The following is an 18,868-nucleotide window of genomic DNA, read 5'->3' as shown; positions in this document are numbered from 1 at the left end:
ATTTGCTCATATTAAATAATTAATCATGAAAAGGCACCAAATTTGGTGCCTTTTTTTTTATTACAATTGATGGCACGATTATAGTGGCCTATGTAGACATAACCAAAATCATATTGGAATGAAGCAATTTGTACTATTATTTCTGTCTTTGACAACATTTTTATCTTGCCAAGATTCAGAATCGCAAAAGCCCCTTACTTTGACTCAAGAAAAACCACAAACTCCCTTATCTTTTTCTAATGTCACCCTTATTGATAAATTTAAAGATGAGTTGGTTCTAGATACATTAAGCTCGTCTAAAACAGCAAATTTTTCGGCATTGTATATGGGGTCACTAAGTGACTCTATTGTGATTAATTACAGAAATGCCGATCAAAATCATCTCGTAAGAGTATGGGAAAAACATAGAACACCAAGTAAAGATGAACTCTCCATTTATATTGACACGACAAAACACATTGGAAGTCCAACTGATTACACGTCCTGGCGTGAAATATCATCAATTGCTCCACACAGAGCTTTGTCCTATCCAATATTTATTAGAAATCATTCAAAAGACACACTCAGAATAGGTTTTGGAGACTATTTTCCAATGATTACTGAAGCCAAAGATTCTACAGGACTGTGGATTCCAATTCAAGAGCGTTTTATATACATGTGTGGCACTGGGGTTCCATCAATAGTTCTGGCTCCAAACGAAATTGCTTTGACATCGATTAAAAAAGGTTGCGCCAAACAGTACACCAAATTAAGAATTAGGTTTGAGCTTTATAATGAACAAGATATTTACTCAAATGAAATAAACGCTGCTGTTAACCATGATTAACCGCGCTTAATGTTTCAAATAGTCTAAAACATTGGCTTCTATCCTACTTTGGATATCACTTACATCGGCTTTAATAAAAGTCTCTCCCATAATATTCTCATAGAGTTCGATATAACGGTTACTTACCGTTTCAATATATGCATCACTCATTTCAGGAACAGTTTGTCCTTCCAAACCTTGAAAATTATTAGAAATAAGCCATTGACGCACAAACTCCTTGGATAGTTGTTTTTGAGCTTCATTATTGTCTTGGCGGTCTTGATAACCATCCGCATAAAAATAACGTGAAGAATCTGGCGTATGAATCTCATCAATAAGGACAATTTTCCCTTCTTTAGTTTTGCCAAACTCATATTTGGTATCCACCAAAATCAGTCCTCGCGACGCTGCAATTTCTGTTCCGCGTTGGAACAACTTACCCGTGTAATCTTCTAGAATGATATAATCTTCTTCGGAAACAATACCACGCTTTAAAATGTCTTCACGAGAAATATCTTCATCATGATCTCCCATTTCTGCTTTAGTTGCAGGTGTGATAATAGGTTCAGGGAATTTGTCATTTTCTTTCATACCTTCAGGCATTTCAACACCACAAAGTAAGCGTCGTCCTGCTTTATATTCACGAGCTGCATGACCAGACATGTATCCACGAATAACCATTTCAACTTTAAAAGGATCACATAAATGTCCAACTGCCACGTTAGGATCTGGCGTTGCCGTTAACCAATTAGGTACTAAATCTTCGGTTGCCTTCATCATACTGGTTGCAATCTGATTTAGGATTTGCCCTTTATACGGAATTCCTTTTGGCATCACTACATCAAAAGCCGATAAGCGATCTGTTGCTATCATGACAAGCTCGTTGTCATTTATATTATAAACTTCTCTTACCTTTCCTTTATAGACACTTTTTTGATTTGGAAAATTAAAATTTGATGCTGTTATGGTATTTTTCATTTTAAATATTGCTGTAAATATGTTTAATATATAGATTCTATGGTATAAAAGGGTTTAAAGTTATTAGATATAGAATCTTGACAAAGGTGTTTTATCGGAAAAAAGCAATCCATTATTAAATTATCAGTGTTCAATGTATTAAATAATTCCATTTTTGAGATGCTTATGGTATCAGAATAATTCAAATTTGGAGATACTCTTAATACCTTTTCTTCTAATTTCAATACTATTGTATCTTGAGTAAAACTAATGACATCATATTCTAAAAAATCTTTGTATCCACTTCTATGGACTTCTATGGAATACATATGGTTTAAACTAGGATGATGTATTTTATTTATTATCCTCTCCTTCTTTGCTACGTAAAACTCATAATCTGTTTGCGGTTTATTTACTGTAAACAAACCTCCTAAAATATTGAAAAGCCAAAATAATATTGGAATACAAAATATAATACAACCTGAAAAAGACCAAAACGGATTTTTTATCTTTAATTGTTTTAAGGTCAATTGATGTCTTAATGATGCATCTGTGTTAACGAAGTCATTAGAATATTCATCTTTTATAACCCAAAACTTTTCCAACGGAAAAAATGGAATTAAGAGTATATGAAAAACTTTGACATATACTAGAAAAGTATAATTTGAATACTTTTTCTCATCCAAATTCAAGTCCTCCTCATTAAAAGTCTTCAGTTTAATAGCATAGGTGCCAAAGAAAAATTTCATCTGTTAACTTTTACTTTCAAACTAAACCTTCAAATTCTTAGCTTAATCTCTATTTTCTATACTTTTATAGGCTGCGATAACTTTCTTAACCAGTTTATGACGAATAACATCCTTGTCATCCAGGTATATCATACCAATTCCATCTACATTTTTAAGCACAAGTAATGCCTCTTTTAACCCAGAAATAGTTCGTCTTGGTAAATCAACTTGACCAGGATCACCTGTAAGAAGAAACTTTGCGTTTTTTCCCATACGAGTTAAAAACATTTTCATTTGAGCATGCGTTGTATTTTGACCTTCATCCAAAATCACAAATGCATTGTCTAATGTTCGTCCGCGCATAAACGCTAAAGGTGCAATTTGTATGGTGCCATTTTCAATAAAACTAGCTAATTTCTCAGCTGGAATCATATCACGAAGTGCATCATACAACGGTTGCATGTAAGGATCTAATTTCTCCTTTAAATCTCCTGGCAAGAAACCTAGGTTCTCTCCTGCTTCTACAGCTGGACGCGTTAAAATAATGCGTTTAACTTCTTTTGCCTTTAAGGCTCGTACTGCCAGCGCAACTCCTGTATAGGTTTTACCTGTTCCTGCAGGACCAATAGCAAAAACCATATCATTTTTGCGCATGCTCTCCACTAACTTACGTTGGTTAACCGTTTGCGCCTTTATAATCTTACCGTTAACACCATGAACAATAGTTTCGCCACTCTGTTCAGAGGTTGTGTAGTCATCGCTACTTTGGCTCGTTAGTACACGTTCGATAACATTCTCATCAATTTTATTATACTTACCAAAATGTTTCATAAGCATGTTCATACGACGATCAAACTCTTCGAGCAAATCTTCATCTCCATAAGCCTTAATTTTATTGCCTCGGGCTACAATTTTAAGTTTTGGAAAGTATTTTTTAAGAAGTACGATGTTGGCATTTTGAGCTCCAAAAAATTCTTTGGGTGTAATTTCTTCTAGTTCTAAAATAAGTTCATTCAAAAGCGATGGGAATTATAAATTAATCTGTTTTGTTTTATTAGTTTTGTGATGAGACAAAATGAGTCTCATTTTGATAACATCTCAATCAAAAATAATTAAACTATTTTATTCTGTAGGTTTAGCCAAGGTTAAAATATGATTAGTTTTTAACAGTTTTGTTTAAGATAAAGAAAGAGGCCCATTAATTAAACTTTATTTATAGCTAGCGCATGGCAATTATCACATTAACAACCGATTTTGGCGAAAAAGATCACTTTGCAGGAGCCATTAAAGGAGCTATTTATAGTGAATTGCCAGATGTACGAATTGTTGATATCTCACATTCTGTTGCGCCATTTAATGTTCCTGAAGCAGCTTATATTATCCAGAACGCCTATAGCAGTTTTCCTAAAGGCACAATACATATGATTGGCATCGATTCTGAGCTCAATCCAGAAAACAAACATATTGCCGTAAAATTAGACGATCATTATTTTATTTGTGCTAATAATGGTATCATGAGTATGATATGCTCTGATATTGCACCTCAAAAAATTGTTGAAATTAACATTCATGATCGTGTTGCTACTAGTTTTCCAGTTCTAGATGTGTTTGTAAATGTGGCTTGCCATATTGCTCGTGGCGGCACCTTAGAAGTTATTGGCAAACTTATTAATACAATTAAGCCTATTAAAAATTTGATTCCGTTTGTTAATGATGATAAAAATCAAATTATAGGAAGCGTCATTTATATTGATAACTATGGCAATGTAATTACCAATATAAAGCGTAAATTTTTTGAAGGCGTTCAAAAAACACGAGCTTATGAAATCTCGGCAAGGAGTTACAAGTTTAAAAAAATACATGATAAATATAGTGATGCCATTAATTTCGAAATTCCAGAGGACAAACGCTACGATGCAGGAAAAGGCTTGGTGGTGTTTAATTCATCTGGCTATTTAGAAATTGCTGTTTACAAAAGTGACAACGCTACGGTTGGAAGTGCCTCAAGTCTTATGGGACTTAAGGTCATGGATACTGTGACCATTAATTTTTCAAAAACATAAAGTATGTTTGTACGTATTGTAAAAATGAGTTTTGTACCTTCTAAAGTTGAAGAATTCCTTGCAAATTTTGAAGCCAAAAAAGAGCTTATCAGAGCATTTGAGGGCTGTGAGTTTTTAGAACTCTATCGCGACAAACACAATACAAACGTTTTTTTTACGTATAGTTATTGGCAAACTGAAGCTGATTTAGAACTTTATAGACATTCAGATTTATTTAAAGGTGTTTGGGCAAAAACGAAACCTCTGTTTAATGCAAAGCCCGAAGCATGGAGTGTAGATAAGTTAGCTTCTCTTGAGTAAATTATCTTTTATGAGAAAAATTTGGTTTTTAATTCTTTGTGTACAACTATCTTTTGCCCAAGAAGTTGTATTAGAATTGTCTTTGCAAAATATTGTCATAAGGGGTATTACAAACCCCATTAGAGCAAGTATTGAAAACACTGACTGTAATGATGTTATTATCACCAGTAAAGCAGCTAAAATAGAACGTTATAAAGATTGCAGTTTTAGTCTGGTTACTTTGTCTGAAAGTAGAGAACTCGTTGTAAATTTCTATAAAAAAACAGGGAAAGACTCTGTATTTGTTGATAAGAGAGTGTATCGGGTTATTGATTTTCCTGACCCTATTCCCAATATCGCAGGATTTCGTGAAGGAGACATTTCCGAGGAAACATTTAAATCGTATTTTGGTATTGCTAGACTCAATGCCTATAGCGAGTATGTGTGCATGGATTTTAAAATGACAGAATATACCATGATGGTCATTAGAGATACAACTGCTGTTGGAATTTCAAAAAACATTGGCAATAGAGCTTCTGAAGAGACCAAGAAGCTAATTGCATTGGTGAAACCTGGAGATCAAGTGTACATTACCAATTTAAAATGTAAAGTTCTTAATAAGGAAAGAGAACTAAATGAAATGAAATTTGATATAAAATAAATTAGACATGCTCGGGAAGTTCCATCTTTTTTTTGGCATTGCTATCGTAATCACATTTATTTTGACAGGTCAATATATGCATCATAGATATGATCATTTAAAAGATATGGAATTGATGAATAGAGCGTTATTTCGAGCAGGACACCTCTATATTTTGTTGTTTGGTTTAATTAATGTAGCACTCGGGGCGTATTTTAACCCCATAAAACACCATCTTTTAAATAAGATTCAGTGGCTTGGTTCTGTATCCATTATTATTGCAAGCTGCCTTGTGATCTATGCTTTTTTTACTGAACTTCCAACTGATGATATAGAAAGACCACTAACACGTTTAAGTCTTTATGTAGTATTTTTTGGTGTAACTATACATGGTTTAATATCTTTGGTGAAAAATAAAATCGAAAACCCTAAAAATTAGTAATGTTAGCAATTCTCAAAAAAGAAATAAACAGCTTCTTTTCCTCTCCTATTGGTTACTTAGTGATTGCGGTATTTTTATTACTCAATGGGTTATTTTTATGGCTCTTTAAAGGTGATTTTAATGTTCTAGATAATGGGTTTGCAGATTTGTCTACCTTCTTTTTGTTAGCTCCATGGATTCTCATATTTCTAGTTCCAGCGGTGACAATGCGGAGTTTTGCCGATGAGAAAAAACAAGGTACTCTAGAGTTATTACTTACAAAACCAATAAGTCATTTACATATTGTTTTAGGAAAATATCTTGGAGCTCTCGTCCTTATAATTATAGCTTTAATTCCAACACTTTTATATGTCTTTACCATTTCTAAGTTAGGAAACCCTGAAGGAAACCTCGATATTGGTAGTATCATGGGGTCGTATTTCGGACTGCTATTTCTTGTTGCGGCTTATGCCGCCATTGGCGTATTTGCATCAAGTCTAACAGATAACCAAATTGTAGCATTTATCATCGCAGTATTTATTTGTTTCTTTTTTTATTTTGGTTTTGAAGGTCTATCAAACTACAACTTATTTGGGGACACCTTTTATGTTGAAAAACTAGGCATGGAATCGCATTTCAAAAGTATGAGTCGCGGCGTTTTAGATACACGAGATATTATATACTTTTTAAGCATTACAGTATTATTTATTGTCTTAACAAAATTAACTATTAAACGCGCAAACACATGATTATTACGACGCCTTTAGTGGTTATGATGTGCATTATATTTGTACTCGTGTTTTTATTTGTGAAAACCATAGATAGACGGAAATGGCTTACGGCATTAGTAAGTTTAGCCATTACACCATTTGCTTATTTTTATGGCGTATATCCAATGATAAATATTTTTAGCAATTATCATCATCAGAAATATTTTTCTTCAGAATTATGGAAGAACAAACCTGCATTACGTTATGAATTATCTGATGATATGATAGCTTCTGAAATTTTACTTGGAAAGTCAAAGCAAGAGGTTGAATCACTACTAGGAACTGCCGAATGGATGTCATGGAGCGAGGCACTAAAAGATCATAATGCAAACAAGTGGAATTACGCCTTAGGTATTGAACCTGGTGCTTTTAATACTGAAAAAGAATGTGCACAAATCACATTTAAAAACGATACAGTTGTAGACATTAATATTTACAAAGAAGCCATAACATTTGATGCTAAAGACTAAAAAAAATATCATTGCCATAGCCATAACACTCGTGGCACTTATTGCTGTTAATTTAATATCGAGTAAGGTTTATAAGCGTTTTGATCTTACTAAAGATAAACGCTACACCTTATCTAATGAAGCACTACAAACTGTTGAAGATGTTGATTCTCCCTTAATCATTGACGTATTTTTAGAAGGTGATTTTCCATCTGAATTTAGACGTTTGCGGGATGAAACTCAACAATTGCTTGAAGAATTTTCATTATACAACAGCAACGTAAAATTTGGTTTTATAAATCCTTTGGCTGATGAAAAAACACGGAACCAAAACTTGCAACAACTGGCTAAACGAGGTTTACAGCCTTTTCAAATTAACATAAAAGAAAATGGAAAGACATCTCAAGAGTTAATTATTCCTTGGGCCTTGGCTAGTTACAACGAACAAACAGTAATAATTCCATTAATTAAAAATAAAATTGGAGCTACAGACCAAGAATTAGTTAATGGATCTATTCAAAATTTAGAATATGCCTTTGCTGAAGCATTTAAAAAATTGGTAAAACCAAAGCAAAATAAGATTGCAATATTGAAAGGTAACGGACAATTAGGTGACATCTATATTGCAGACATTCTCAAAACATTAGGAGAACATTATTTTCTTGCTCCTTTCACTTTAGATAGTGTTTCTAGTAACCCGAAAAAGACACTTCAGGACATTTCGAATTATGACTTAATTATTTCTGCAAAACCTAGTGTGGCTTTTTCCGAAGAAGAAAAATATGTTTTAGATCAATACACTATGAATGGCGGAAAGAGTCTCTGGCTCACCGAAAGCATAATTATGGATAGAGATAGTTTAAATAATCGTGCAGGAACTGCTGTTGCTATTATGAAAGACTTGAATCTTAATGATTTCTTCTTTAAATATGGTGTTCGTATTAATCCTGTTATTGTAAATGATTTGTATTCGGCCCCTATTCCTTTAGCCATTGGCGAAGGTAACAACGCTCAATTTCAACCTGTGCAATGGCCATATTCTCCATTAGCTGCAAGTAATCCCAACCATTCTATTACAGCAAACTTAGATCCAGTAAAATTTGACTTTGCCAGTCAGATAGACACCTTAAAGAATGATATAGACAAAACCATTTTGTTAAGAAGTTCTCAACTGTCAAAACTACAAAGTATTCCGCGTGAAATTAGCCTAGATGTGGTCACTCAAGAACCTGATCCAGAAACCTATAAAGAACCTTTTCAAACCCTCGCAGTTTTGTTGGAGGGCGAGTTTACTTCTGTGTATGACAAACGTGTAAAGCCTTTTAAAATTTCAGATGACAAAACGATAAGCAAGCCAACCAAAATGATTGTAATTGCAGATGGCGATGTGATTAAGAATGAAGTTATAAAAAACAGACCTCAAGAGTTAGGTTTTGAGTTCTTAACCAAACGTAAATTTGGAAATAAAGAGTTTCTTGAAAATGCCGTGAACTACCTTCTTAATGATGACGGACTTATAAACATTCGTACCAAAGAGGTGAAATTGGCATTCTTGGATACAGCAAAAATTGAAGATCAAAAATCGAAGTGGCAAATTATAAATATTGTCTTACCACTTGTTATATTAGGAGTTTTTGGTTTTGTCTTTAATTATTTCAGAAGAAAACACTACACCAAATAGTCCCTTTTTAGACGCCAGAAGTTGTTAATAAGTTTGTTTTATAAAACAATAGCTTTAAGATATATTTGTAATGCACAATTAGTTGTGATAATTTTGAAAAAATTTTTATAAGAACGTATGAAATTTATAGTATCCAGTACATATTTACTTAAACAATTACAGGTTTTAGGAGGTGTTATCAACAGTTCGAACACGCTACCTATTTTAGATAATTTCTTATTCGAATTGAAAGATTCTAAATTAACTGTTTCTGCTAGCGATTTAGAAACAACGATGTCTTCCACTCTTGATGTAGAAAGCGATAAAGATGGTAGTATTGCATTACCTGCGCGTTTATTGTTAGACACTTTAAAAACATTCCCAGAGCAACCTCTCACCTTTGTTGTTGAAGATAACAACACCGTAGAAATTAGCTCTAATCATGGTAAATATGCATTGGCTTATGCCGATGGCAATGAGTTTCCTAAAGCTGTTGAACTAGATAATCCTAGCACTACAACTATAGCTGGAGATATTTTGGCAACTGCAATAGGAAAAACTATTTTTGCCGCTGGTAATGATGATCTGCGTCCTGTAATGAGTGGTGTCTTTTTTCAATTTTCAACTGAAGGTCTCACCTTTGTTGCTACTGATGCTCACAAACTTGTAAAATATACACGAGAAGATGTAAAGGCTAATCAAGTAGCCGAGTTTATTATGCCTAAGAAACCTTTAAATCTTTTAAAAGGAATATTGGCTGCTAATGATGACGCCGTTACTATTGAATATAATGATTCTAACGCTAAATTCACTTTTGAGAATTCTGTGCTTGTATGTCGATTGATTGATGGGAAGTATCCAAATTATGAAGCCGTAATTCCTAAAGAAAATCCGAATAAATTAACCATAGACAGAACGCAGTTCTTAAACTCTGTGCGTCGTGTGAGTATTTTTTCAAATAAAACAACGCATCAAATTCGATTAAAAATTGCAGGTGCCGAATTGAATATTTCAGCAGAGGATATTGATTACTCAAATAAAGCAGAAGAACGTTTAACATGTGACTACCAAGGTGATGATATGCAAATTGGTTTTAACTCACGTTTTCTTACTGAAATGTTGAACAACCTCAATTCTGATGAAGTGCAACTAGAAATGAGCCTACCAAACAGAGCTGGAATATTAACACCTATTGATGGTTTAGACGCGGGTGAGCATGTGACCATGTTGGTAATGCCAGTGATGCTAAATAGCTAGTCAAAATTAAACCTTATATAAACTAAGCCAATAACGTACTGTTCTTGGCTTTTTTAATTTTTCTATACATATGAGTCGCTCAGCAATTGCCAGACAGTACTTAAAACACCTTGAAGACGGAGACATGGAAGCTGTTATTGCTCTTTTTTCTGAAACAGGAACAGTAGCCTCTCCTCTCTACGGAAATAAACTTGCTTCAGAATTTTATAGACTTTTACAGAATGACACTAACGCTTCTAAATTAAAATTGAAGGGGATTTATGATAACAACGACACTAATACTCTAGCGCTTCACTTTAACTATCATTGGACTTTAAAAACAGCCAAAGAAGTGAACTTCGACGTTGTAGACATTATAGCATTTGATGATACTCTAAAAATAAAACATCTACAAATTATCTATGATACTGTCGTTAGTAGAAACCTCATTTCTTAATAATACTATTTTACGAATTAGCAGGAATAAATATAGATTTTATTCGGTCTATAACACCTTGCAGCATACTAAACAAGGCATCCGATGAAAAACCTCCAATAAGTGCGAGTACGCTTTTATTGAATAAATTGACATTATCCGGATTGGTTATATAAACCGATAAGATTTCAGACAATACAAGACCAGCAATGATTCCAAGTACAATTTGAGCCATATACTCAATAGACTCTTCAGGTAACAACGTTCCTTTCTTTAAAGAATTACTCACATTTTTAAGTAAGTAAAAAACCACTCCTAAACCAGAAATAGAGCATAAGTAACCAATATTGAGAAGTAACTGTTTGCCATGATTATTCATAATTCCTTTATCTAGAGAATCATTATTCACATCAGACGAAATACCTGTTACAATAAAAATAGTTAAAAATACTAAGGCCAAAATAACAAGATTTCTAACCAAAGGAAGTCTGCTCAAAACGAGTTTGGTGTTGTCTTTAGAATGCAGTTTCTTAGTAAACTGAATAGATTTTGGTGTAGCTGGAGCTACATTTTTGCACAACAAATTATGAGCGTTAATTAAGTCATCAACACTACTGTTTTGAATAAGAGCATTCACCTCTGTATTTATTGTAATACCATTAAATACAGCATACGACAACATGTTATTTATTTCGGAACTTAATTCGTTAATGATTTCTTGAGAAATTCCAGGTTTTACAACCTTTGATGTGTTACTATCTTTAGGTGTTTTTGTATTAGAGTCTGATACAGTTTTGGCCATAACGTCTTATATTTAAAGTACATCTAAAATACCTTATAACACACACAAAAAACCACGTAAAAACACCCAATTAATAGAGTGCGTGGATATACTATATATATCTAAAAAACGCTCACTTAGTAGTGAGCGTTTTCATTTATCCCTATGTAAAATAACTAACTAATAAAATTAAGAGATAAAGGATATCTTGGAGTTTCGCCATGGCTTGCTCTAATAGCATTTATAATTGGAAAAATAAACGATAATATACATAATGCTATTAATCCAAATATGCCTATTAAAACAAATACCAGAGGAACACATATTAAAGCATAAACTAATAAACTTAGCTGAAAGTTGACAATATTCTTACCTTCTTGGTCCATGCGATACACATTTTCTTTTTGAGTAGCCCAAATAACTAAGGGCACAATAAGTCCGCCAAATCCAGTAATGAACGTGAGTAACTGACTCAAATGTGTTAATACTATAAGTTGATTATCTTGTCGCATTGTATTATTATTTTGATTGAACATCTATTGGACGTCAAAAGTCATAAAATGTTACACCACGTATTTACTTTTAAACGAAGAGAAGTGAAGATTATTCTTTTATCAACCTAAAAAAGAGCTCATTACCCTCTCTTTGAGAGATTGAATTATAGCATTTTTCCATAGTTTCAATATGAAAACTTTTTTCAAAATAAGATACATAAAGCGCTTTATCTCCTCCAAAAGGTGGCTTGTCTTTATAGAGTGGTAGATTAAATAGTAATCCGACTAAACTGCCATTTTCAACTAAGAGCTCATTCATTTTTAAGACATACTTTGTTCTAAGGTTTGGATGAAGGGCGCAAAAGAAGGTTTGCTCCAAAATGAGATCAAAAACCATGTCTAATTTAAAAAAATCTAAATGTATTAGTTGTGTTTCAGGAAAATTTGGAACTCGTTTTTTTATATTATCAAGAGCTGTTCTAGACACGTCAACAACATAGACATTTTTAAACCCTTTGCTAAACAAATATTCTGCTTCATAAGAATTACCTCCTCCAGGAATTAAAATACGTGTCTCAAGATTATTAAGTTGATCTATAAAGGCCTTTATTGGAGGAGACACCTCTCCTAAGTCCCAAGGATCATCATTCTTATCATAGCGATTGTTCCAATAAGACGCATCTAAGTTTTCCAAATTATAATAACTCTTTTAAAATTATATAAATGCCCATGATCAAAACAAACCATCCAAAACTCTTCTTTAGTTTTTTACCGTCAATAAAATTAGAAAGGTAGCTTCCAATAAAAATCCCAACTACAGAAATTGCTGTAAATACTAGTAAAAACGACCAATCAATTTCAAGATTTTCTATATCCCCAATAAATCCAATTAACGACTTAACAGCAATAATTAATAATGACGTCCCAACTGCTTTTTTCATTGGAAGTTTTGCTAATAACACCAAGGCTGGAATTATTAAAAATCCGCCTCCCGCGCCTACTATTCCGGTGAGTACACCAACCGCAAGGCCTTCAATAATAATAACAGGGTAATTAAATTTTACGTTGGTTGGAGATGATTTTGGCGTTACTTTTCTCTCTTTAATCATTGATATAGAAGCCAATAACATAATAATCGCAAAAAACACCATAATACCAATGTCTTTTGTTAAGATAAAATCACCGACTGTAAAAATTGTTTCTGGAATGGCTGGTACTATAAGTTTTCTTGCGAGATATACCGCAATAAAAGCAGGAATTGCAAAAACAAGGGCCGTTTTAAAGTCAACTAATCCTTTTTTTATATTTTGAATGGTTCCAAAAACCGAAGACACTCCAACAACAAAAAGTGAATATGCTGTTGCCGTAATTGGATTTACAGACATTAAGTATACCAAAATAGGAACCGTAAGTATAGAACCCCCTCCGCCAATTAAGCCTAAAACCAGACCTATTAAAAGTGCACCAAAGTATCCGAAAACCTGTGAGATATCCATGTACACAAATCTAATTATAAATTATAACTCGTGAAACGTAAATATCACATTTCCTTAGAAATTCTATTTGGTAGTTTCTCTTAAGATTAAATTGGTTTTAATCGTTTTTGTGATTTTAGCAGTACTACCTTTATCCTTTAAGCGGTTTATAAGTAATTCTACAGAGGCCCTACCAATATCTACAGTGTGTTGAGAAACAGTTGATAATTTAGGGTCAGTAAACTGAAGCACATTTTCATCTGAAAAACCAATAATAGAAAGATCATTAGGAATGTTATAATTGAGTTTTAACGCTTTTTGAAGCGCAACAACACCAGAGGTATTGTCGATTGAAATAATGCCATCAACCGATTGGTGTTTTTCAAAGAGTTGCTGTACGCCATCTTCTACAGAATTGTCTTTTTCGATTGTAATAACAATAGGTTCATTTTCATAATTTGAAGCCTCTTCTAAAGCAGCCAAATATCCATTTACACGCAGCTTTCCTACACTTAGTTCATCTATATTACTAATGAGTACAATATGAGTTCTTCCTTCAGAAAGCAAATGTTTAGTGGTTTCATAGGCCGCACCGAAATCATCGATAATCACCTTATCACTATGTATATCATCTGACACTCTATCAAACAATACTACTGGAATATTTTGTTGTAATATGTCATTAATATGACTCACATTATTTGCAACCTGCGTTTCTTCAGCTAAAGACAAAATAAAGCCGTCTACACTACCATTTGATAATAGTTGAAGGCTATTAATTTCTTTAGATTGTAACTCATTAGACACACAGGTTATAATATTATAACCGTGCTTACTAGCCTCCATTTCAATAGCATATAAAGCCTTAGCAAAAAAATGATTTAGAATATTTGGAATAATAACACCTATTGTATTGGTCTTACTATTTTTAAGGCTCAACGCTAGCTTATTTGGTTTATAGTTTAAAAATGCTGCCAAATCCTTGACACGTTCAATGGTCTCTGGGCTAATTTCATCACTATCATGTAAGGCCTTAGATACTGTAGATACAGACACATTTAATTGTTCGGCTAATTGTTTTAGTGTTACCATAAGTGCAAAAGATAAAAGGATGTATTTTAATGTAAAAGTAAATGCTTTCGTTAGGATTAGAAAGTTATATCAAAAGTTTTACTCATTGAACGGTTTTGATACTAACAAAAAAAAGCCACATTGCATATAGCAAATGTGGCTTTTAACATATTAGTTAGTTATGCATTATTTTTTTATCAATTTGATTGTTTTGCTTCCTGTTGCCGAAGAAACTTTTGCAAAGTATAACCCAGTTCTTAAACTAGATGCATCAATCGCTACTTCATTTGCATTTGGTGTTACATTAACCACCTGCTTTCCTAAAACATCATATACTTGAACAGATTCTATAGTTTGAGTTCCAATAACTGTCCAATTATTTGTTGTTGGATTAGGGAATACAGAAAACTCGTTTCTCGTAACGTCATCAACTCCTAACGTATTTGTTGTACTAAAGAAAATGTTGTCAATAAAAACTGTTCCATTTCCAGTAATCAATGTTTGCTTGATATCTGTTCCATCCCATGTACCACTTACTAATGGTGGATAATTCGCAAAATGAGATAATGGAATAAATACACTAACCCATTCTCCTGTTAACAAAGGAGCATCCACACCAAACCTAAAAAATGGTTCTTCCGGATTTCCACAACAAATAGTAGCGCTCAATGAATCATCTACTAAAGAAAAATTAAACGCTGTCGCCGTTGTAGCATAATAATTTAAATGCACATAGCTATATGTTCCTGTGGCGTCAAAGTTTTCACCTAATCCACTTCCAAAGAAATCTAAATTATCTACTCTAAGAACTGTATCACCACCAAGATCAGGTTGCGAAATTTGAGCACCACCTGCAAAGTCAACTAAATTAAATCCTGCAAAATCTGATGAGTTCATATTTCCGCTTAATTCACTATAGATATAAAAATCAGTTCCTGTAGATCCATTATTCACAGGTCCAGATGTTGGATCTGCTGCAGGACATGCAGGGCAAGAAGCGCCGCCACAATCAACTCCTGTTTCATCTTGATTTTGAATACCATCATCGCAAGTCTCTGGACACGTTGGGCACGAAGCTCCACCACAGTCAACTCCTGTTTCATCTCCATTTTGAATACCATCATCACATGTTGGGTCAGGTGCTCCTACTTGTATAATGTCATCAAAGTAGTATACACCGCCTACTGCTATAGTTGGGCAGCTTCCACCTTCACAAGAGATATCGTAGTCTGGTTGAATTACGATCACACTGTATTGTTCTGATCCATTAACTTGGCTCGTAAAATCAAACGTTAACTCAGTCCAAGTATCTGCAGTCGTTACCGTTTGGATCACATTATAAGATACCTCTCCTGGTCTTTGCACTTCAAATCTAATAGGCAAATTAGCCTTTGAAGATCTTACTTTTAATGTAAATGACGTACCGTTGGCCATATCGGCTAAAATTGGTCCATCAGGAGCTCCATAACCAAATCCTCCAAACCATTCTGCTCCCATTGGCTTATTCACCTCTAATGCACGCATTGACGTGTTCGGAGCTGTCATATCAGGATTAACAACATTACCAAAACCTAGACCACCAAACTCAAATGTTGCAGTCGTAGTTGTATCTTCATAATCAAGTGGCAATGCTTGGCTAAAAACCATAGCCGTTGCCAATAAAAAAGTAATTAGTGTAATTTTTTTCATAGTTATATGTATTAGATTAGTAATTATTTAAATTAGACATTAATATATTTTCATTTCTATAAATTTAAGCACTCTATTTTGAGATTATCGCAAAACGCACCGCTACAAAAAACATACAGAATCAAATAATTTTATTTCTGTTTAACTATTTCGACAAAACCAATAAACAAAGGCAATTCAAGCGTTTTTAATTATTAACATAACCAATCTTTAACACAATTTTAATTGATGTGTTGTGGTAATGTTGTGCTAATCTTTACAGTTGTATTGTTCATTATTTGTTATGTTGTAGCATACAAATCTCGGTATGCGTTAAATTGACCTAAATTCAATCTTAAAACTTGAGTTTTTCATGCTTATCCCAGAGTCCCCAATATGCACCAACATCACCTTCATCTCCTGTTTTCCAAGACTCATCAAATGACGAAAAATAGAACACATCTATATTAGCTTTGGTAGCCCAAACTTGCGTATTAATAAAGTACTTCATTGCATTTTCCTCAGAGGAAAATGCACCTTTTAAACTACCTCCTTGACTTGGCCAACCTGTCTCTGTAATGATTACTTTTTTTCCACGTCCTGCATCTGACGCCTGACCAAACATTTGCTGCATATGGTGTAAAGCGCCATCGATATGGCACCCTTCCCAATATGGATAACAATTACTTAAAATGACATCACTAATTTCTACAAGCTCTGGATGCACTGAAAATTCATAATACGCATCGACATAGCCAATTGGAATACCAGGTAGAGCTTCTTTTACTCTTCGGATATATCCTAATAATTCATCTAAAGTCAAATCGTTTCTGTAAAGTACTTCGTTACCCACTGCGGCGATATCAACCACTCCTTCTTTAGCCAGCTGAATGAGTCCTTCTATTTCCTTTTCATTTTCATCTTTATCATCGCCAAGCCAAGCACCAACCAAAGTTTTCATTCCGTGTTTGTGCGCCATACGTGGTATATGTTCATTTCCTTCAATACAAGAAAATGAACGTATCCATTTCGAATATGGTTTTAAAATTTTAACACGTCGTTCTACCTGTGCTTCGGTAATAACATCGCCTGGTTCCTGACCATCCTCATACATACTAAAACATATGCCGTGCATTCCTTTTTTGAGCGTTGCTCTCCAAAGCGTTTTTAATTCTTCAATCGAATATGAACCGAAATCAATCCCAGAATGTTCTGTAAAACTGATGCCGTTGTAAGCGTGATATTCTTCGTCTCTATATGACATTTAAAATCTTTAATTTATAGTTATAATTCTCCTCTTCGTTCAATGAGTTCTTTCTTTATTTCTCTAGCTCTATCTTCATTTAAGTTGTATTTCCACATAATCCAAATAGCAATAGCTGCTGTTATGGCTGGTATTACAATGTCGGCTATCCGCAACCGTGTCATGGTTTCAGCAGTTTGAGACACAGCTCCTTCGTCAAACCCCACTAAGGTTAATATGGCACCTCCAAGCACCAAAGCTATGGCTTGTCCTAGTTTCACCATCCACCAATATATTGCTCCAAAAGTTCCTTCTTTTCTAGGCATCCCATTCTCTAATTCATCTAAATCACAAACATCCGCTGTCATACTCATCATTAATGTGAACAGCCCTCCTAAACCAAAAGCCATAAGTGGAATAGGCAAGAACATTAACCATGGTCCTCCTTGACTTGTATCCATGCTAAACCAGGACATTCCTATACTATCTAAAAAAGGATTAATTGTTTCGAATATGGAAGCCACAAAACTATTTAAACTCTGACCGTAGCTCGATTGGTTGAATTCGGCATTTAAGGAATTATCAAATCCCCACCATTTTAGAATATATCCAGCAATAGAAATAACAGTTGAAATAATAAAGGCTTTTCGTTTTCCCCATTTATTTGCTATTCTAGAAATAATAGGAATAACCATAAAGGCTGTTACTACTGCTGTTAAAGAAGCAAACCACGCAGGCCAAGTACCAGCTTGACCGTAATCACCATTATAAATATAAAAGACAATTATAAAAAAGCTAAATGAAGCTACCATTTGAAATCCATTAAACACCAAAAAGGTAGCGCCACACAATTTCATAAAAGGTTTGTTCTTTGATACTGTTTTTATACCATCAAATAATTCCTTAAAATTTGATGATAATGTTTTAAAACTAATTTTCTTTCTATTTTCCATTTTACCAGGATCCATACCTTTGCAAAATAGAGCAGGTAAAACCCCAAGAATAGCACATCCTAGCCCAACCAATAGTGATAATTGTCTTACGCCATTAGCCTGTAATTTTTCATCTGTTATCTTCTGCAATTCATCACCTGTAAGTCCCATTTCACCAATCGCCCTTAAAGTCTCTTCACTAAGCGGGAATACAGTAGGGTCTGCAATGACAACCCAAAACCATGGCACTAACATCCATGCTATTTGACCAATTGTATTAGCAAATGCCATTAATCGTGTTCGCTCATTATAATCGGAAGTCATTTCATATCCTAAACCAACCAATGGTGTCGCGAACATGGTATTTCCAATAAGGAAGAATAGAGACATTAGTAGGAAATACCAGAAGTTAAACATGACTGAATTGTTTTCACTCAACTGAAATAAAAGTGCAAACAATATTCCACTCAATACTGCGCCAACTAAAATATACGGTCGGCGTCTCCCCCATTTTGACTTAGTATTATCGGAAATAAAACCCATCAAAGGATCTGTTAAAGCATCAAATATTCTAGGTAATCCTCCTAATAAACCAGCTAAAAATGGATCCATACCAAATGCCGTAACCAAGAAAAACATAAAGACGGCTAAGGCTCCTGGCAGTAGATTTAACACCAAATGTCCTGAACCGAAGGCTGTTTTTTGTACAAACGGAACTTTATCTTTTGCAGCTGTTTTAATTTTTGACATAGTGATTTAG

21 protein-coding genes are annotated in these 18,868 nt (G+C 33.9%); 10 read left to right on the top strand and 11 right to left on the bottom strand.

The window, feature by feature from the left end; all coding sequences use genetic code 11:
* Nucleotides 1-118 precede the first annotated feature (118 nt).
* A complete protein-coding gene (locus Q0893_RS14425) occupies nucleotides 119-826 on the top strand; it encodes a hypothetical protein (protein WP_299276915.1) in 708 nt (235 codons plus the stop codon).
* 6 nt (nucleotides 827-832) lie between these two features.
* On the opposite strand, the gene Q0893_RS14420 is transcribed toward Q0893_RS14425, so the two are convergent.
* From Q0893_RS14420 to Q0893_RS14410, 3 genes are read right to left on the bottom strand one after another with little or no spacing between them, the layout of a single operon-like run.
* A complete protein-coding gene (locus tag Q0893_RS14420; RefSeq protein WP_299276911.1) occupies nucleotides 833-1,783 on the bottom strand; it encodes a phosphoribosylaminoimidazolesuccinocarboxamide synthase in 951 nt (316 codons plus the stop codon).
* Between the two features lie 23 nt (nucleotides 1,784-1,806).
* Nucleotides 1,807-2,511, bottom strand: coding sequence for a hypothetical protein (locus tag Q0893_RS14415; protein WP_299276908.1), 705 nt, complete (start codon nucleotides 2,509-2,511; stop codon nucleotides 1,807-1,809).
* A gap of 42 nt (nucleotides 2,512-2,553) precedes the next feature.
* Nucleotides 2,554-3,507 (bottom strand): PhoH family protein, encoded by a 954-nt coding sequence (locus tag Q0893_RS14410; protein ID WP_298902858.1) that lies wholly within the window; start codon nucleotides 3,505-3,507, stop codon nucleotides 2,554-2,556.
* 209 nt (nucleotides 3,508-3,716) lie between these two features.
* Between Q0893_RS14410 and Q0893_RS14405 the strand changes: the two genes are divergently transcribed.
* From Q0893_RS14405 to Q0893_RS14365, 9 genes are all read left to right on the top strand, one after another.
* Complete coding sequence (locus tag Q0893_RS14405; protein ID WP_299276904.1) at nucleotides 3,717-4,553, top strand: SAM-dependent chlorinase/fluorinase; 837 nt, start codon at nucleotides 3,717-3,719, stop codon at nucleotides 4,551-4,553.
* Nucleotides 4,554-4,556: 3 nt separating this feature from the next.
* A complete protein-coding gene (locus tag Q0893_RS14400) occupies nucleotides 4,557-4,853 on the top strand; it encodes a putative quinol monooxygenase (protein ID WP_299276901.1) in 297 nt (98 codons plus the stop codon).
* Nucleotides 4,854-4,863: 10 nt separating this feature from the next.
* Complete coding sequence (locus Q0893_RS14395) at nucleotides 4,864-5,493, top strand: GldM family protein (RefSeq protein WP_299276898.1); 630 nt, start codon at nucleotides 4,864-4,866, stop codon at nucleotides 5,491-5,493.
* Between the two features lie 7 nt (nucleotides 5,494-5,500).
* Entirely contained in the window at nucleotides 5,501-5,911 is a 411-nt protein-coding gene (locus Q0893_RS14390; protein WP_298902864.1) for a hypothetical protein, read from the top strand.
* A 2-nt stretch (nucleotides 5,912-5,913) separates the two neighbouring features.
* Nucleotides 5,914-6,642 (top strand): gliding motility-associated ABC transporter permease subunit GldF, encoded by a 729-nt coding sequence (gene gldF / locus Q0893_RS14385; protein ID WP_298902866.1) that lies wholly within the window; start codon nucleotides 5,914-5,916, stop codon nucleotides 6,640-6,642.
* On the top strand, nucleotides 6,639-7,133 hold the full coding sequence (locus Q0893_RS14380) for a hypothetical protein (protein WP_299276893.1): 495 nt from the start codon (nucleotides 6,639-6,641) through the stop codon (nucleotides 7,131-7,133). The genes gldF and Q0893_RS14380 overlap by 4 nt, the downstream gene beginning before the upstream one ends.
* Entirely contained in the window at nucleotides 7,120-8,793 is a 1,674-nt protein-coding gene (gene gldG / locus Q0893_RS14375; protein WP_298902869.1) for a gliding motility-associated ABC transporter substrate-binding protein GldG, read from the top strand. Before Q0893_RS14380 ends, gldG begins: the two co-directional genes overlap by 14 nt.
* Before the next feature lie 117 nt (nucleotides 8,794-8,910).
* Nucleotides 8,911-10,029 carry a DNA polymerase III subunit beta gene (dnaN, locus tag Q0893_RS14370; RefSeq protein ID WP_298902870.1) on the top strand — a complete coding sequence of 373 codons (1,119 nt, stop codon included), beginning with the start codon at nucleotides 8,911-8,913 and terminating at the stop codon, nucleotides 10,027-10,029.
* Between the two features lie 70 nt (nucleotides 10,030-10,099).
* Nucleotides 10,100-10,465 carry a nuclear transport factor 2 family protein gene (locus tag Q0893_RS14365; protein WP_298902872.1) on the top strand — a complete coding sequence of 122 codons (366 nt, stop codon included), beginning with the start codon at nucleotides 10,100-10,102 and terminating at the stop codon, nucleotides 10,463-10,465.
* Between the two features lie 10 nt (nucleotides 10,466-10,475).
* Here Q0893_RS14365 and Q0893_RS14360 read toward each other — a convergent pair whose 3' ends face one another.
* The 8 genes from Q0893_RS14360 to Q0893_RS14325 all read right to left on the bottom strand — a co-directional run bounded on the left by Q0893_RS14360 (nucleotide 10,476) and on the right by Q0893_RS14325 (nucleotide 18,858).
* Nucleotides 10,476-11,246 carry a hypothetical protein gene (locus Q0893_RS14360; RefSeq protein WP_298902873.1) on the bottom strand — a complete coding sequence of 257 codons (771 nt, stop codon included), beginning with the start codon at nucleotides 11,244-11,246 and terminating at the stop codon, nucleotides 10,476-10,478.
* 155 nt (nucleotides 11,247-11,401) lie between these two features.
* Nucleotides 11,402-11,737: a DUF4870 domain-containing protein gene (locus Q0893_RS14355; RefSeq protein WP_298902875.1), complete on the bottom strand. Its 336-nt coding sequence runs from the start codon at nucleotides 11,735-11,737 to the stop codon at nucleotides 11,402-11,404.
* A 91-nt stretch (nucleotides 11,738-11,828) separates the two neighbouring features.
* Nucleotides 11,829-12,413, bottom strand: a complete 585-nt coding sequence (locus Q0893_RS14350; protein WP_299276886.1) for a methyltransferase domain-containing protein — start codon at nucleotides 12,411-12,413, stop codon at nucleotides 11,829-11,831.
* 1 nt (nucleotide 12,414) lies between these two features.
* Nucleotides 12,415-13,215 (bottom strand): sulfite exporter TauE/SafE family protein, encoded by an 801-nt coding sequence (locus Q0893_RS14345; protein WP_298902877.1) that lies wholly within the window; start codon nucleotides 13,213-13,215, stop codon nucleotides 12,415-12,417.
* A gap of 63 nt (nucleotides 13,216-13,278) precedes the next feature.
* Complete coding sequence (locus tag Q0893_RS14340) at nucleotides 13,279-14,286, bottom strand: LacI family DNA-binding transcriptional regulator (RefSeq protein WP_367180670.1); 1,008 nt, start codon at nucleotides 14,284-14,286, stop codon at nucleotides 13,279-13,281.
* Nucleotides 14,287-14,451: 165 nt separating this feature from the next.
* Nucleotides 14,452-15,954 carry a T9SS type A sorting domain-containing protein gene (locus Q0893_RS14335; RefSeq protein WP_299276881.1) on the bottom strand — a complete coding sequence of 501 codons (1,503 nt, stop codon included), beginning with the start codon at nucleotides 15,952-15,954 and terminating at the stop codon, nucleotides 14,452-14,454.
* A gap of 334 nt (nucleotides 15,955-16,288) precedes the next feature.
* Entirely contained in the window at nucleotides 16,289-17,197 is a 909-nt protein-coding gene (locus tag Q0893_RS14330; protein WP_299276877.1) for a glycosyl hydrolase family 17 protein, read from the bottom strand.
* 20 nt (nucleotides 17,198-17,217) lie between these two features.
* Nucleotides 17,218-18,858, bottom strand: coding sequence for an MFS transporter (locus tag Q0893_RS14325; RefSeq protein ID WP_298902881.1), 1,641 nt, complete (start codon nucleotides 18,856-18,858; stop codon nucleotides 17,218-17,220).
* Nucleotides 18,859-18,868 lie beyond the last annotated feature (10 nt).

The organism is uncultured Psychroserpens sp., from assembly GCF_947494225.1.
Lineage (GTDB): Bacteria > Bacteroidota > Bacteroidia > Flavobacteriales > Flavobacteriaceae > Psychroserpens.
The sequence above is the reverse complement of the archived record's forward strand: the minus strand, read 5'-3'. Positions and strand labels throughout refer to the sequence as shown.